The sequence below is a fragment of the Pseudarthrobacter sp. ATCC 49987 genome (assembly GCF_009928425.1).
Lineage (GTDB): Bacteria > Actinomycetota > Actinomycetes > Actinomycetales > Micrococcaceae > Arthrobacter.
Genome location: NZ_JAABNS010000001.1, coordinates 71322 through 84944, shown reverse-complemented (window position 1 = coordinate 84944; position 13623 = coordinate 71322). Strand labels below are relative to the sequence as shown.

17 protein-coding genes and 1 riboswitch are annotated in these 13623 nt (G+C 68.5%); of the genes, 8 read left to right on the top strand and 9 right to left on the bottom strand.

Going from position 1 to position 13623, the window contains the following annotated elements:
• The first annotated feature begins 11 nt into the window (after positions 1 to 11).
• Entirely contained in the window at positions 12 to 881 is an 870-nt protein-coding gene (locus GXK59_RS00390) for a DUF4031 domain-containing protein (RefSeq protein ID WP_160663432.1), read from the top strand.
• Positions 882 to 906: 25 nt separating this feature from the next.
• On the opposite strand, the gene GXK59_RS00385 is transcribed toward GXK59_RS00390, so the two are convergent.
• Both GXK59_RS00385 and GXK59_RS00380 read right to left on the bottom strand, forming a co-directional pair.
• A complete protein-coding gene (locus GXK59_RS00385; protein ID WP_160663430.1) occupies positions 907 to 1419 on the bottom strand; it encodes an SRPBCC family protein in 513 nt (170 codons plus the stop codon).
• A gap of 24 nt (positions 1420 to 1443) precedes the next feature.
• Positions 1444 to 1857, bottom strand: a complete 414-nt coding sequence (locus GXK59_RS00380) for a YccF domain-containing protein (RefSeq protein ID WP_024365363.1) — start codon at positions 1855 to 1857, stop codon at positions 1444 to 1446.
• Between the two features lie 176 nt (positions 1858 to 2033).
• On the opposite strand from GXK59_RS00380, the gene GXK59_RS00375 reads away from it, so the two are divergent.
• The gene (locus GXK59_RS00375; RefSeq protein WP_160663428.1) at positions 2034 to 2429 is read left to right on the top strand and encodes a hypothetical protein; all 396 of its coding nucleotides are present in this window, start codon (positions 2034 to 2036) and stop codon (positions 2427 to 2429) included.
• Here GXK59_RS00375 and GXK59_RS00370 read toward each other — a convergent pair.
• From GXK59_RS00370 to GXK59_RS00360, 3 genes are all read right to left on the bottom strand, one after another.
• Positions 2426 to 2971 carry a YceI family protein gene (locus GXK59_RS00370; protein WP_160663426.1) on the bottom strand — a complete coding sequence of 182 codons (546 nt, stop codon included), beginning with the start codon at positions 2969 to 2971 and terminating at the stop codon, positions 2426 to 2428. The genes GXK59_RS00375 and GXK59_RS00370 overlap by 4 nt on opposite strands.
• A gap of 149 nt (positions 2972 to 3120) precedes the next feature.
• Entirely contained in the window at positions 3121 to 4158 is a 1038-nt protein-coding gene (locus GXK59_RS00365; protein ID WP_160663424.1) for an LLM class flavin-dependent oxidoreductase, read from the bottom strand.
• 46 nt (positions 4159 to 4204) lie between these two features.
• On the bottom strand, positions 4205 to 4816 hold the full coding sequence (locus GXK59_RS00360) for a phosphoribosylanthranilate isomerase (protein WP_160663422.1): 612 nt from the start codon (positions 4814 to 4816) through the stop codon (positions 4205 to 4207).
• A 218-nt stretch (positions 4817 to 5034) separates the two neighbouring features.
• On the opposite strand from GXK59_RS00360, the gene GXK59_RS00355 reads away from it, so the two are divergent.
• A complete protein-coding gene (locus tag GXK59_RS00355) occupies positions 5035 to 5685 on the top strand; it encodes a HutD/Ves family protein (RefSeq protein WP_160663420.1) in 651 nt (216 codons plus the stop codon).
• Here the strand turns inward: GXK59_RS00355 and GXK59_RS00350 are convergent.
• Genes GXK59_RS00350 through GXK59_RS00335 form a run of 4 tightly spaced genes read right to left on the bottom strand, consistent with a single transcriptional unit; the run spans position 5682 to position 9784 of the window.
• Entirely contained in the window at positions 5682 to 6509 is an 828-nt protein-coding gene (locus GXK59_RS00350; protein WP_160663418.1) for an ABC transporter permease, read from the bottom strand. The genes GXK59_RS00355 and GXK59_RS00350 overlap by 4 nt on opposite strands.
• Positions 6510 to 6531: 22 nt before the next feature.
• A complete protein-coding gene (locus tag GXK59_RS00345; RefSeq protein ID WP_237393714.1) occupies positions 6532 to 7407 on the bottom strand; it encodes an ABC transporter permease in 876 nt (291 codons plus the stop codon).
• A gap of 55 nt (positions 7408 to 7462) precedes the next feature.
• The gene (locus GXK59_RS00340; RefSeq protein WP_024365356.1) at positions 7463 to 8650 is read right to left on the bottom strand and encodes an ABC transporter substrate-binding protein; all 1188 of its coding nucleotides are present in this window, start codon (positions 8648 to 8650) and stop codon (positions 7463 to 7465) included.
• Between the two features lie 60 nt (positions 8651 to 8710).
• On the bottom strand, positions 8711 to 9784 hold the full coding sequence (locus GXK59_RS00335; RefSeq protein WP_160663414.1) for an ABC transporter ATP-binding protein: 1074 nt from the start codon (positions 9782 to 9784) through the stop codon (positions 8711 to 8713).
• A gap of 217 nt (positions 9785 to 10001) precedes the next feature.
• Here GXK59_RS00335 and GXK59_RS00330 point away from each other — a divergent pair, with 217 nt between their 5' ends.
• The 5 genes from GXK59_RS00330 (at position 10002) to GXK59_RS00310 (ending at position 13604) form a co-directional block, all read left to right on the top strand.
• Complete coding sequence (locus tag GXK59_RS00330) at positions 10002 to 10742, top strand: FadR/GntR family transcriptional regulator (protein ID WP_160663413.1); 741 nt, start codon at positions 10002 to 10004, stop codon at positions 10740 to 10742.
• A 37-nt stretch (positions 10743 to 10779) separates the two neighbouring features.
• Positions 10780 to 11493, top strand: coding sequence for a cache domain-containing protein (locus GXK59_RS00325; protein WP_160663411.1), 714 nt, complete (start codon positions 10780 to 10782; stop codon positions 11491 to 11493).
• Positions 11494 to 11651: 158 nt separating this feature from the next.
• Positions 11652 to 11719: riboswitch (guanidine-III (ykkC-III) riboswitch) on the top strand.
• A 9-nt stretch (positions 11720 to 11728) separates the two neighbouring features.
• On the top strand, positions 11729 to 12052 hold the full coding sequence (locus GXK59_RS00320) for a DMT family transporter (RefSeq protein ID WP_160663409.1): 324 nt from the start codon (positions 11729 to 11731) through the stop codon (positions 12050 to 12052).
• A gap of 2 nt (positions 12053 to 12054) precedes the next feature.
• Positions 12055 to 12459 carry a DMT family transporter gene (locus GXK59_RS00315; protein ID WP_160668905.1) on the top strand — a complete coding sequence of 135 codons (405 nt, stop codon included), beginning with the start codon at positions 12055 to 12057 and terminating at the stop codon, positions 12457 to 12459.
• 134 nt (positions 12460 to 12593) lie between these two features.
• Entirely contained in the window at positions 12594 to 13604 is a 1011-nt protein-coding gene (locus GXK59_RS00310; protein ID WP_237393713.1) for an aldo/keto reductase, read from the top strand.
• The last annotated feature ends 19 nt before the right edge of the window (positions 13605 to 13623 follow it).

The window sequence follows — 13623 nt, the reverse complement described above, 5'->3', positions numbered from 1 at the left end:
AGACTTCCTGCATGGCCATCTACCTTGATCCCCCGCTCTGGCCGGCGCATGGAACTCACTTCTCGCACCTGATCTCGGACACCTCGCTGGCGGAGCTGCACGCCTTCGCGGCGGCGGCCGGCATCCCGGATAGAGCGTTCGACGGCGACCACTACGACGTCGCCGAAGCCCGGTACAGTACCCTCGTGGCGGCCGGGGCCGTCCCGGTGGAGGGCCGGATCCTGGTCCGCAAACTGATCGCCAGCGGGCTGCGGATCCCGGCCCGGCGGCGCAGCAGTTCACTCAAGCTCCCCCTGCTGACCCGCTGGAACGACGTCCTCCCGGGCCACGACGCACTCTTCCTGGACCTGCTGGACCGCTGGGGCGAGGAGCACCGGAAGTACCACGGCCGCACCCATCTGCTGGCGGTCCTGGAGGCCCTGGACCTCCTCACCGGACCTGCCGACCCGCCCCGCACCGTGCTGCTCGCCGCCTGGTTCCACGACGCCGTCTACCGCGGGATCGCGGGCCAGGACGAGGAAGAGTCGGCCCGGCTCGCCGAGGACCGGCTGGCCCATGCCGGCCTCCCCGCGGCCGAGGTGGACGAGGTGGCCCGCCTGGTGCGGATGACGGCCGACCACCGGCCGGTGCCGGGCGACGGGGCCGCCGCGTTGCTCAGCGACGCCGACCTCTCCGTGCTGGGCGGCGAACCGGCAGCCTACTCCCGGTATCTGGCCGCCGTCCGGCAGGATTTTGCGCACATCGGCGACGACGACTTCGCCGCCGGGCGCGCCGCCGTCGTCCGCCAGCTCCTGCAGCTGGACCCGCTCTTCCACACCCCGCGGGGCCGGGACCTCTGGCTGGAGGCGGCGCGGCGGAACCTGCAGGGCGAGCTCGGATAAGCGGGACGCCTCAGTCCACAGAAAGTCAGGCGCCCCGGCGGAGGTGGTCGGCGAGGCGGTCGAAGGACTCGCGCCAGCCGACGCCCTGGCCGTCGCGGTTGTCGATCGTGTCGAAGGGGCCCTGGAAGAACGTCATCCGGGTGCCGCCGTCGATCGCTTCCAGCTGGAAGGTCACCTCGGTCTCGAAGCCCCGGGTGCCGTCCGGTTTGTCCCAGGCATGGGTGAAGACGAAGAGGTTGGGCGGTTCGATGTCCGTGTGGACGCCGCTCCACCAGTGTTCCTTGCCGGTGCTGTCCTGGACCATGCAGGCCCGGTAGAGGCCGCCGATTTCCAGGTCCGCGTCGATGCTTTCCCGGGGAGTGTGGAAACCGCGGGGCCCCCACCACGCCGGGGCCTGGTCGGGGTCCGTCAGGGCGGACCACACCCGGGTAATGGGTGCCTGGAATTCGCGCGTAATGACCAGCATGAGGTCTTCGGGCGGAGTGGGGGTTTCTCCCTGGCCGGACGGGGCTGGAACGGCGGTGACGTCCTCGGACATTTCGGACTCCTCCTCTAAGACGGGCTAGCGGTAGGACTTGTTGTAGGTCGTCACAAAGGGCTTGTCACTCGGGACGATCTGTTTGCCGAGCGGCATGAGCGAGACCGGGATGAGCTTGAGGTTGGCGATGGCCAGCGGGATGCCGACGATGGTGATGGCCATCGCGAACGCGGTGACCACGTGGCCGATCGCGATCCAGATGCCGGCAACGAGCAGCCAGATGACGTTTCCCAGCAGCGCGAACACGCCCGTGCCGCCCGGGCGGTCCACCACGGTGCGCCCGAAGGGCCACAGCGCATAGTTCGCGATCCGGAACGACGCGAGCCCCCACGGGATGGTGACGACCAGCAGACAGCAGATGATCCCGGCCACGAAGTAGCCGAGCGCGAGCCAGAGTCCGCCAAAGAGCAGCCAGATGATATTAAGCAGTGTCTTCATGGGACCATTCTCCCCCGCCGGAGACCGATCCGGCCTAGGGGTTCACCCTGAACAATTCCTGAAATTCGTCCGGTGACCCGGACGGACAGCGCATAGCTTTGCGAACGCACGGAAGGGCATAATACTTGGACCATGCCTGCACTCCTGAAGCTTGCCCTGATCGCTGGGAGACGCAGATGACAACTATCGGGGACCTGCTCGGCCCCATTCTCGAAGTCATGACGTGGGTGGGTTTCGTTCTGGGCCTGCCGCTGCTGGTGTGGGGCTGGATCGCCCGGCGGCGCCGGTGCCAGTGGGCCGGGACCACCGGCAAGGTGATCAGCGCCGGCGGGTTCACCGGCTACAGCTGGACGGACCACCACGACGCCGACCACCGGTCCCTGCTGCCGGCGGCCGAGTCGGGCGGCCTGGTGGTGGGCACCGACGTCGAGCTCTTCTACGACGTGTGCCACCCGTCGCGATGGGGGGTTACCCCGCCAAAGCACGATAATGCGGCCTGGACTCTTGGCTGGATCCTCACCGGGGTGGGGATCCTGTCGACGGTCGGCGGCTTCGTGCTGCTGCTCTTCTAGGCCTGCTTCACCATGGCCGCTTCGACACTGATCTTGACCTTGTCGCTGACCAGCAGCCCGCCGGCCTCGAGCGCGGCGTTCCAGGTCAGGCCGAATTCCTTGCGGCTGATGTCCGTCTCCGCGCTGAACCCCGCGCGGGTGGCGCCGAACGGGTCCACCGCGATGCCGGTGAACTCGACTTCCAGGTCCACCGGCTTGGTGACGTCGCGGATGGTGAGGTCGCCGGTCAGGACGTAGTCCTCGCCGTCGCCCCTGATCCCGGTGGCACGGAAGGTCATCTCCGGGTACTTTTCGACGTCGAAGAAGTCAGCGCCGCGGACGTGCGCGTCCCGGTTGGCGTCGCCGGAGTCAAAGCTGGCCGTTTTGATGCTGGCATGCAGGCTGGCGTCCGCGAGGGAGTCGCCGACACGCGCCTCCGCCGCGGCTTCATTGAAGCGGCCCCGGACCTTGCTGATGCCGGCATGGCGGACGCTGAAGCCGACTTCGCTGTGGGACATGTCCAGTGTCCAGACGCCGGGGGTCAAACCTTGGGGCAGTGTCACAACGATCTCCTTCGCGGGTGGCGGGCCGGGCCCGCCGGGTCATCGGGGTACTCCCCCAAGGAGCCATGCTAGCCACGCCGCCGCGGCGCGGCTAGCCTCTTTCGGAACCCGGCCGGCTACGCACCGCGCGATGGCTACAACCCCCGGGGTTAGGCCGCCGGCTGCGGCGCCCAGCCGATCGCCGGTGCGATGTGCCGGACGACGGTGCCCAGCAGCTTGGCGTTGAAGTCCACGCCGAGCTGGTTGGGGACGGTGAGCAGCAGGGTGTCGGCGGCCTGGACGGCGGCGTCGGCGGCGAGCTCCCCGGCAATGGCGTCGGGGGCGCCGACGTAGCTCCGTCCGAAGCGGGCCACCAGGCCGTCGATCACGCCGACCTGGTCGCGCTTTTCCCGCAGGGCGCTGAGGCCGAAGTACCGCCGGTCCTCATCGTCGACGATCGGCAGGACGCTGCGGCTGACCGATACGCGCGGCTCGTGTTGATGGCCGGCGTCGGCCCAAGCCTGGCGGAACATGCTGATCTGTTCGGCCTGGAGCTGGTCGAACGGCACCCCAGTGTCCTCGGTGAGCAGCGTGGAGCTCATCAGGTTCATGCCCTGCTCCGCGGTCCAGACGGCGGTAGCGCGCGACCCGGCGCCCCACCAGATCCGCCGGCCGAGGCCAGCGGAATGGGGCTGGACGGGCAGCATCCCGGATCCGCCGCCGGCGTAGCGCGGCTCGGCCTCCGCCATCCCGGCACCCGATATGGCGCGGCGGAACACCGCCGTGTGCCTCCGGGCCATGTCCGCATCGGTCTCGCCGTCAGCGGGCACATGGCCAAAGGCCGCGGCGCCGTCGCGGGCGGGTTCGGGTGAACCGCGGCTGATCCCCAGCTGCAGCCGCCCGCCGCTGATCAGGTCCGTCGCGGCCGCTTCCTCGGCCATGTACAGCGGGTTCTCGTAGCGCATGTCGATCACGCCGGTCCCCGTTTCGATCCGGCTGGTCCGGGCGGCGACGGCGGCCAGCAGCGGGAACGGGGAGGCCTGCTGCCGGGCAAAGTGGTGCACGCGGAAGTACGCGCCGTCCACGCCGAGCTCCTCGGCGGCGACGGCCAGTTCGATGCCCTGCAGCAGGGCGTCGCGGGCGGTCCGGGTGCGGGAGCCCTCCCCGGGCCCCCAGTGTCCAAAGGACAAAAATCCGATGCGCTTCATGTCAGGGGCAACACGGTGCGGTCCGGCGGCATTCCTGCGGCCGCGCTCAGGGCTTGGTTGCCGGGGACTTGGCCGCCGTCACGAAGTCCCGGATTTTGGCCAGGTCCTTCACCCCGCGGGAGGATTCGACGCCGGAGGAGACGTCCACACCCCAGGCGCCTGCCTCGGAGGCCGCACCGGCGACGTTGGCCGGATCCAGCCCGCCGGCCAGGAGCCAGTTGCGCCCGTCCAGCCCCTTGGCGCGGACCGAGGCGTAGTCCCAGGCCTCGCCGGAGCCGGGGACGGCGGCGTCGATCAGGAGCAGGTCCTCGCCCCAGTCCGCGAACGCCCCGGGTGCGGCGGACATGGTGACGGCCCGGATCAGCTTCAGTCCGGCGTCGTGCACGGTGCGCACGTCTTCCTGGGTGCGGTCGCCGTGGAGCTGGACCCATTCCAGCCCGGCGTCGCGGGCCACGGCGACGGCGTCCGCCGCGGCTTCGTGCCGGAAGACCCCGACGGCGGGGAGCCAGGCCGGGACGTGGGCCAGGAGTCCCCGGGCCTGCGCGGGAGTCACTTCGCGGGGGCTGCGGGTCAGGACAAAGCCGACGGCGTCCGCCCCGGACTCCGCGGCGGTCCGGACCGACTCCGGTGTGCTGAGCCCGCATACCTTGACGAACATTCGGCTCCTTTTGCAGTTGTTCCTGTGTTTTCTGCCTCCGACGTTAGCAAGGACAGTGGTACCCCGGCGCCTCACCTGCCCCCGAGGTGAGATTTGGCGCCCATGTTTGTCCGGAACATGGGCGCCAAGTCGGACCTCGGCGCGAAGTCGGACCTCGGCGCTATGGGCAGGGGCGCGGCCCCGCGACTAGGTTCCCGGCCGGCGGATAGGGTGGAGGGATGGAGATCATCCGCTATGCCGAGCTGAAAGCCCAACCCTGGCGCAACGGCGGCGGGGTGACCCGCGAAGTGGCCAGCCATCCCGCGGCAACCGCCCGTCAGGACGGCACCAGTACGGACAGCACCGCTTCGGCGAGCGGCTGGGACTGGCGGGTGAGCATCGCCGAGATGTCCAAAGCGGGCGAGTTTTCGGCGTTTCCCGGCATGGACCGCGTGCTCACCGTGGTTGAAGGCGAGCTGTTACTGCTGAGCGTCGACGGCGCCGAGCACCCGGTGGAGAAGTACCGCCCGTTCCGGTTCTCCGGCGACGCTGCCGCGGCCGGGGCACTGCCGACGGGCGACATCCGCGACCTGAATGTCATCACCCGCCGCGGAGCGTTTAAGGGCTACACCTCCATCATCGAACTCTCGAAGAAGCGGGCGCACCCCGTGTTCGAGGACCAGCTAGGGATCCTGCTGCAGGGCCAGGCGGCGGTCAGCCCCGGGGGCGCCGCCGGCGCCAGGCCAAGCGGCGGGCCAAGCGCCGGGCCTGGCGCCGAGCCGCAGGCGCTGGACCGCTATGACGCCGTCGTCGGTTCCGACACTGCCTCCCCCGAGATCCTGGGCCGCGGCTTCCTGGCCGTCGTGTCGATCGACCCCGTCGCGGACTAGCCCTCCTTAGCCTTCACTCGCGCCGCGCCGATCCCCACCGAGTCCTCCGACAGCCGCTGCGCGAGCCAGATCGGCACAATCGAGACGACGATCAGGACGACGGCCACCACGTTGACCACCGGGGCCTGGTTGGGCCGGAAGAGGTTCTGCAGGATCCAGATCGGCAGGGTGGTGTCCCCGGCGCCGATAGTGAATGTGGTCACGATGATCTCATCGAAACTGAGGGCGAAGGCCAGCAGGCCGCCGGCCAGCAGCGCCGAGCGGAGCTGCGGGAACGTGACCAGCCGGAACGTGGTGAACACGCCGGCCCCCAGATCGGCGGAGGCCTCCTCCAGACCGCCCTGCATCCGGCGCAGCCGGGCAATGACGTTGTTGAAGACCGTCACCATGCAGAAGGTGGCGTGCGCGATCACGACCGTCCACAGGCTCAGCGAAACACCCAGGATGGTGGTGAACATGTTGTTCAGGGCGATGCCGGTGACGATCCCGGGCAGCGCGATCGGCAGGATCACGAGCAGGCTGATGACGTCCCGGCCGAAGAATTGGTAGCGCAGCAGTGCCAGCGCCAGGAGCGTCCCCAGCGCCAGCGAAATGATCGTCGAGACCGCCGCCACCCAGAGCGAGGACACCAGGGCCTCGCGGACGCCGGTGGAGTCGAGCGCCCGCGCCCACCACTCCAGGGTCAGCCCCCGCGGTGGCCAGCCGAAGGTCCGGTCCGCGTTGAAGGAGTTGACTACGACCAGCAGCAGCGGCGTATAGATGAAGAGGAACACCAGTGCGGTGACGACGCCGAGGATGGCTTTGGCGCTTCGGGAAAGTCTCATGGTGCTCCTGACTGTCCGGGGTTCACAGGCTGTTGAGTGCGCCGGTGCGGCGGACGATGAAGAGATAGAGCGTGATGATCGCGATCGGGACCAGCGAGACGGCGGCGGCGAACGGCAGGTTGTTCGCGGCTCCGACGTTCGCGTAGACCACGGTGCCGAGCATCTGGGTGGTGCCCCCAACGATCTGGGCGGTGATGTAGTCCCCGAGTGAGAGCGAGAACGTGAAGATCGTCCCGGCAATGATGGAGGGGACCAGCAGCGGGAACACCACCAGGCGCACGGTGGTCAGGGGCTTCGCGCCCAGGTCGCTGGAGGCTTCCAGCAGCGAATCGGGGACCCGGTCGAACCCTGCGTAGATCGGCAGGATCATAAACGGCAGCCAGATGTAGGACAGCGTCAGGATCACGGCCGTTTCGCCGTATCCCGGGGACTCCAGCCCGATCGGCGCCCCCAACCACTCCAGCAGCCCGCCGTCGGCGAGCACGTTCCGCCACGCGTACGCCTTGACCAGGTAGCTCGCCCACAACGGCATGAGGACGGCCACGACCAGCAGCTTCTGCCACCGGGCACTGGCCACCTTGGCGATGAAGAACGCCATGGGCAGCGCGAGGACCAGGTCGATCAGGGTCACCGCGATCGCGATCCACAGCGTCCGCAGGGTGATCCGCTGGTAGACCGGGTCAGTCAGGACCGTCACCACGTTTTCGGTGGTCCAGTCCGTGGAGACCTTCCCGGTGAAGGTGTCCACGGTCCAGAACGCGGTGATCAGCAGCGCCGCCAGGGCGGCAATGTAGACGAGCACCAGCCAGCCGGCGGGGGCAGTGATGAGCCCCGCCAGCCGCAGCCTGGGCGAGCGGTGAAGCAGCGCCGAGACCTTGTTGGCTTTGGGCCGGGGCACGGTGGAAGCGGCCGGGGGTGGCCCTGGGGCCGGGTGCTGCGTCCGGAGCGCCATCTCAGCCCTTAATTTCGGTCCAGGCCTTCGTCCACTCCGAGTAATCCGTGCACTTGACGTCCTTGCGGCCGTCCAGGCATCCGGCCACCGGCGTAGTCCAGTACCAGATCTGCTTCGCGTAGGCCTCATCACCGGAATGGTAGGTCTCGCAGTGCGACTTGTCCGCGGTGAGGTCGCAGGCCTTGGGGTTGGCCGGCGATTCGCCGAAGTACTCCGCCACGGCAGCATTGGCCTTGGGGCTGGCGATGTAGTCGAGCCACATGTAGGCGCAGTTCTTGTTCTTGGACTCCGAATTGATCATCCAGGTGTCCGACCAGCCCGTGGCGCCCTCTTCGGGGAGCAGGGTCTTCACGTTGGCCCCGTCCGCGACGGCGATGTTCGCGCCCACCTGCCAGGTGGTGCCGACCACCGTGCTGCCGCTGGCGAAGGCCTGGACCTCCTTGACGACGTCGCTCCAGTACTCGCCGATGTGCTTGCGCTGCTCTTTCAACAGGTTAACCGAGGCGGCGAGCTGGTCCTTGTCCAGCGCATAGGGGTTCTTGATGCCAAGCTCCGGCTTGTGGGCCATCAGATACACGGCGGCGTCGGCAATGTAGATCGGCGAATCGTAGGCCGTGACCTTGCCGCTGTGCTTGGCGGCGTCGTCGAACACGGCGCCCCAGGAAGTGGGTGCCGGGGTGACGGCATCCACGGAGTACATCAGCAGATTGGCGCCCCAGCCGTGCGGCATCCCGTAGTTCTTGCCGTCCACCGTATTCCAGGCCTTGTCCTTCAGGAAGGGGTACACGTCGGCGTAGTTTTTCAGCAGGCTCATGTTGACGGGCTCCACGTTGTTGCCGGCAATCAGCCGCAGGGAGGCGTCGCCGGAGGCCGAAACGACGTCATACTGGCCGGTGCGCATCAAGGTCACGGCTTCGTCCGAGGTGCCAAAGGGCTTGAAGCTGACCTTGCATTTGGTCTCGGTTTCGAAGGGGGTCACCCAGTCGACGGCGGGGTCGTTGCTTCCGTCCTCGACGTAGCCGGGCCAGGCGAGGATGGAGAGCTGCCCTTCGCCCGGGCCGATTTCGGACTTGACCGGCTGCGCGGACGGCGTGGCCGATCCCCCGCCGGTGGTGCCGCAGCCCGCCAGTGCGAGGGCTGCCGCCGCGGCCACCCCGACTACGAGGGAGGCCCTGTTCCTTGATGCCATGATCCTTACCTTTCGTTGCAGGGGTGAATCAGATCCAGTCTTTGTACGCGAACGTGCGTTTCAGGAACCGTGCGACGGCAGCCAGACGGCGGCGTCGTCGTCCCAGCTCACCGTGACGCGCCGGTCCAGCAGTTCCGCGTCGCCGCCGGGAAGCGACTCCGGCGCCAGGACGACGACGGCGGGACCGTCGTCGAGCTGTACCCGCACCTGGGTGGCGTGCCCCACGTAGACGAGCGAGGTGACGGTTCCGGGGCAGGAGGTGACGCCGGCGCGCGGTTCCGGGGCCGCCGTCCAGGACAGGCGCAGCCGTTCGGGCCGGATGCAGACCTGCTCCGCGCGGCCGTAGAGCTTCTGGGTGTGGACGGCGTCGAAGATGTTGGAGGTCCCGACGAAGTTGGCCACAAACGCGCCGCCGGGGCGCTCGTAGATCTCGTGCGCGGTGCCGATCTGTTCCAGGCTGCCGTTGTTGAACACGCCGATCCGGTCGCTCATGGTCAGGGCTTCCTCCTGGTCGTGGGTGACGAAGATGAAGGTGATGCCGAGCGAGCGCTGCAGTTCCTTCAGTTCCACCTGCATCTGCTGCCGGAGCTTGAGGTCCAGCGCGCCGAGTGGCTCGTCCAGCAGCAGGACCTTGGGCTGCACCACCAGCGCCCGGGCCAGGGCCACCCGCTGGCGCTGGCCGCCGGAGAGCTGGGCCGGTTTGCGGCCGACAAACTTTCCCAGCTGCACGCGTTCCAGTGCTTCGCGGGCCCGCTCGTGGCGTTCCTTCCGGGGCATCCCCCGCACGCGTAGCCCGTACGCAACGTTGTCGATGAGGGACATGTGCGGGAACAGTGCATAGTCCTGGAAGACGGTGTTGAGGTCACGTTCGAACGGCGCCATGCCGGTGACGTCCTTGCCCTCCAGTTCGACGCTTCCCGAGGTGGGCAGCTCGAAGCCCGCGATCAGGCGCAGGACCGTGGTTTTCCCGGATCCTGACGGGCCAAGCATGGAGAAGAATTCGCCCTGGCGGATGTCGAGGTCCACGGCGTTGACGGCGACGGTGTCCCCGAAGACCTTGGTGAGTTTGCGCAGGCGGATCGCCGGAACCGCGTCCTTTTCCGTCGGCCGGCCGGCCGCGAGCGTCTCGGTCATGGGTGCGCCTAACTCCGTTGCCGGATCGTCTTAGATGCGACACAGCAGGGTGTGATCCGCGCCACAACAGGCTGCTGGGCCAAATACTATTACTCCATAGGTTTTGTGTATAGACCCCTGCAGAAGCCCGGATTAGGATGGCTGCTACCGGGCGCGGGCAGCCCTCCGCGCCCTCCCCCGGATGCTGGATCGACACCGGAAAGTGACAGGAGGCCCGATGCTGCTGACACCGCAGGGCGCCTCCCGGAGCCTGGCGGCCGTGTTCACGCCGATCAAGTCCCGCGGCCTGGTGGACGAGGTGTGCGGCCGGATCGAACAGGCAGTGGAAACCGGGCTGCTCACGAGCGGGCAGCGGCTGCCCAACGAGACGGAGCTCGCCGCCGCGCTGGGCGTCTCCGCGGTGACGGCCCGCGAGGCCCTGTCGCAGCTGCGGACGTCGGGCATCATCCGCACGGCCCGGGGCCGCAGCGGCGGCAGCTTCATCGCCGACGACGTCCTGCCGTCCCGGGAACGCGCCCTGGACCAGCTGCGGGAGCTGACCAGGCTCCAGATCAGCGACCTGGGGCTGCACTACCAGACCATCGCCGCGGCCTGCGCCAGCGTCGCGGCCCGGCGGTCAGATGCCGCGGACATGGCCACCTTGCGGTCCTTCATCCTGACGGCGGAAGCGGACCCGTTGCACTGGCGGCTGGCCCTCTCCGAGTTCCTGCTTGAGGTGGCCGCCATCGCCCGCTCGGCCCGGCTGGCGCGGGAGCTGATCCGCCTGCAGGCAGACCTCGGCACCCTCACCCTGCTGCCCTGCGCCGACTCCGGCTACCGGCTGACGACCGCCGGACTCCTCGAGGACGTCGCGGCCGCCGTCGAGGCCCACCAACCGGCCGCCGCCGAAGCGGCAGTGAAGGCGCTGGTCGCCGCCACGACGGACTGGCTGCTGAACGAGCAGTCCAAGCTCTACTGAGTATTCCCTGTTCCTTCGAGCTAAGGCAGCGACCCCGATGATTAAAGCCACCGCTTCCCCGGACACCTCCACCGTGCAAGCAGCCGCGGACCTCGACGCCGCTATCACCGGCATCGAGCACAGGCTCGCGGCGTGGGCGGCGGAAACGGGCACCGCCCTGGCGGCCCTCTCCACCAAGGTCACCGGCACCGCCGTGGACAAGCTCATCCGGCCGGCGGTCGAAGAACTGGTCCGGACTCCCGGCGGATACATAGCCGGCGCAGGCTTCCTTGCCAACGCCGGGCTGCTCAGGCCGGAACGCAGCTACATCGCTTGGTGGCAGGGTGAGGAGCTGGAGCATGTGGACGCCCTCGCGAACTTCAGCCCCAACTCCATCAGCCGCTACGTGAAATCCGAGTGGTTCCGCGTCCCGGTGGACACCGGACAGGCCCACGTGACCGGGCCGTATGTGGATTTCCTGTGCACCGACGAATACGTCCTGACCTTCACGCACCCGGTCTTCTGCCGCGCGGACGGCCCCGTTTCCGGGATTGTGGGGATGGACGTCACCGTGCAACGGCTGGAGCGCGGTGCCCTGCCGACCCTGCGCCGGATCGGGGACCGGGCCACGCTGGTTAACGCCGACGGCCGCGCCATCGTTTCAGCGGCGCCGGACATCGCCGCAGGAGACCTCGCTGCCGCCGAGGAGGGCTGCAGCGTGTTTCCCGTGGGCCGGAAGTTCCGGATCTGGAGCGGGGCTGAGGCGCTCTGACCCCGCCGAACCCTCATCGACTGCTCCGTAACTGCCCTTATGAACCCTCAAAACGGCCGTTACGGAGCAGTCGATGGTGGGTAGGCGGCGGGTGGGTGGTGCGCCGCCTACCCCACGGCGGAGGTTCGCCTCCCTGCGGGGGCGTTGCTAGGCTGGGATGAAGGCCGCCTTCTTCGCGGCCTCCGGACGACGGTTCAGTACCCGGCACGCGACAAGACTGGCCACAGGAGCAGTCATGTCGTGGTTAATTCTCATCGTGTCCGGGTCGCTGGAGGCCGTGTGGGCCGCCGCCCTGCACCGGACCTCGCAGGCCACGGGCCGCCGCCGGATTGCGCCGGCAGCCGTCTTCCTCGTCTCCGTACTGGCGAGTACGGGCGGCCTCGCTGTCGCCATGCAGTCCATCCCGACCGGTACCGCCTACGCCGTCTGGGTGGGCGTGGGCGTGGTGCTGACCTCCGCCTACGCCATGATCACCAAGGTTGAGCCCGCGACCGCCGGACGGATCCTGCTGCTTGGCGGGATCGTGGCCTGTGTGGCCGGCCTGAAGCTGGTGGCATGAGCATGGCAGCGAACCGCACGCCAAAATTAGCAGCGAAGGCGCCCGCAACCACGCTGGCATGGCTCATCCTGCTTGTCTCCGCCGTGCTGGAGGCGGTCTGGGCCACGGCCCTGGGGCTGTCCGATGGCTTCACCCGGCCGCTGCCCACGCTCGTGTTCGCGCTGACCGCGTCCCTGAGCATGGTGGGGCTGGGCCTGGCCGTGAAGAGCATTCCGCTCGGCACCGCCTACGCCGTCTGGGTGGGGATCGGCGCGGCTCTGACGGTCGGCTGGGCGATGGCGACCGGCGTCGAACCTGCCAGCCCCCTGAAACTGCTGTTGATCGCCGGCATTGTGGGCTGCGCGGCCGGGCTAAAGCTGCTGCCGGCCGGTGAACCCGCGGCATCCCGGACGCTCCCGCCCAGTTAATGCGTGCCCCGAGGGGTAATCCGGGGCGACACGCCGTGGCTCAGGCCTGTCCGCTGGCAGCAACTGGGCGGGAGCGTTGGAATACACCGGAGCGGACACGGGTTGCGGGTAGGAAACAACGAATGGAGACCCAGATGACGGCAGCAACAGTCCAACTCGGCGACGGCCTCGCGGTCAGCCCCCTGGGGTTCGGCGGCATGGCCCTGACCCCGGTATACGGGGAAGTGGATCCGGCCGAGGCCCTGCGGACGCTGCACCACGCGGTGGATGCCGGCGTCAGCTTCATCGACACGGCGGACATCTACGGCGGGGGCAGCAACGAGGAATTGATTGCCCAGCTGCTCAAGGAACGCCGCGGCGAAGTGCAGCTGGCCACCAAGTTCGGGCTCGTGGGCAGCCCGGCCAGCGGCTACTCCGATATCCGCGGCGACGCCGCTTATGTGCGGCAGGCCGTGGACCGCAGCCTGCAGCGGCTGGGCACCGACACCATCGACCTGTACTACATGCACCGCCGTGACCTCCGCGTTCCGATACTGGAAACCGTGGAGGCCATGGCAGAGCTTGTGCAGGCCGGCAAGGTGCGGCACCTTGGCCTGTCTGAGGTGACGGCCGAGGAGCTGCGTGAAGCCAGCAGCATCCACCCGATCGCCGCAGTCCAGAGCGAGTGGTCCATCTGGAGCCGCGATGTGGAACGCAACGTTGTTCCAGCCGCGGCCGAGCTCGGGGTGGGATTTGTGCCGTATTCGCCGCTGGGCCGGGGATTCCTCACCGGCACCGTGGACGCGTCGACGCTGGGCAGCAACGACTTCCGCCGCAACATCCCGCGTTTCGCCGAGGCGGCGATGGACGCCAACCAGGGCGTGGTCGCCGCTGTGCAGGGAGTCGCGGCTGAACTGTCTACTGCCGGGCAGGCTGCAACTCCTGCCCAGGTGGCTCTGGCCTGGCTGTTCGCGCAGGGCCGCAAGCTGGGACTGCCCGTGGTCCCCATCCCCGGCACCCGCCGTGCGGACCGGATCGACGAAAACCTTGGCGCGCTGGCACTCGACTTCACCGCAGCGCAACTGTCGAAACTCAACGCCGCTGCGGACGCGGTAGTCGGCTCCCGCTCTGCCAACCCCAACTGGGTGTCCCAGGGCCGTGAATAGCGGATCCGTAGACTGAAGC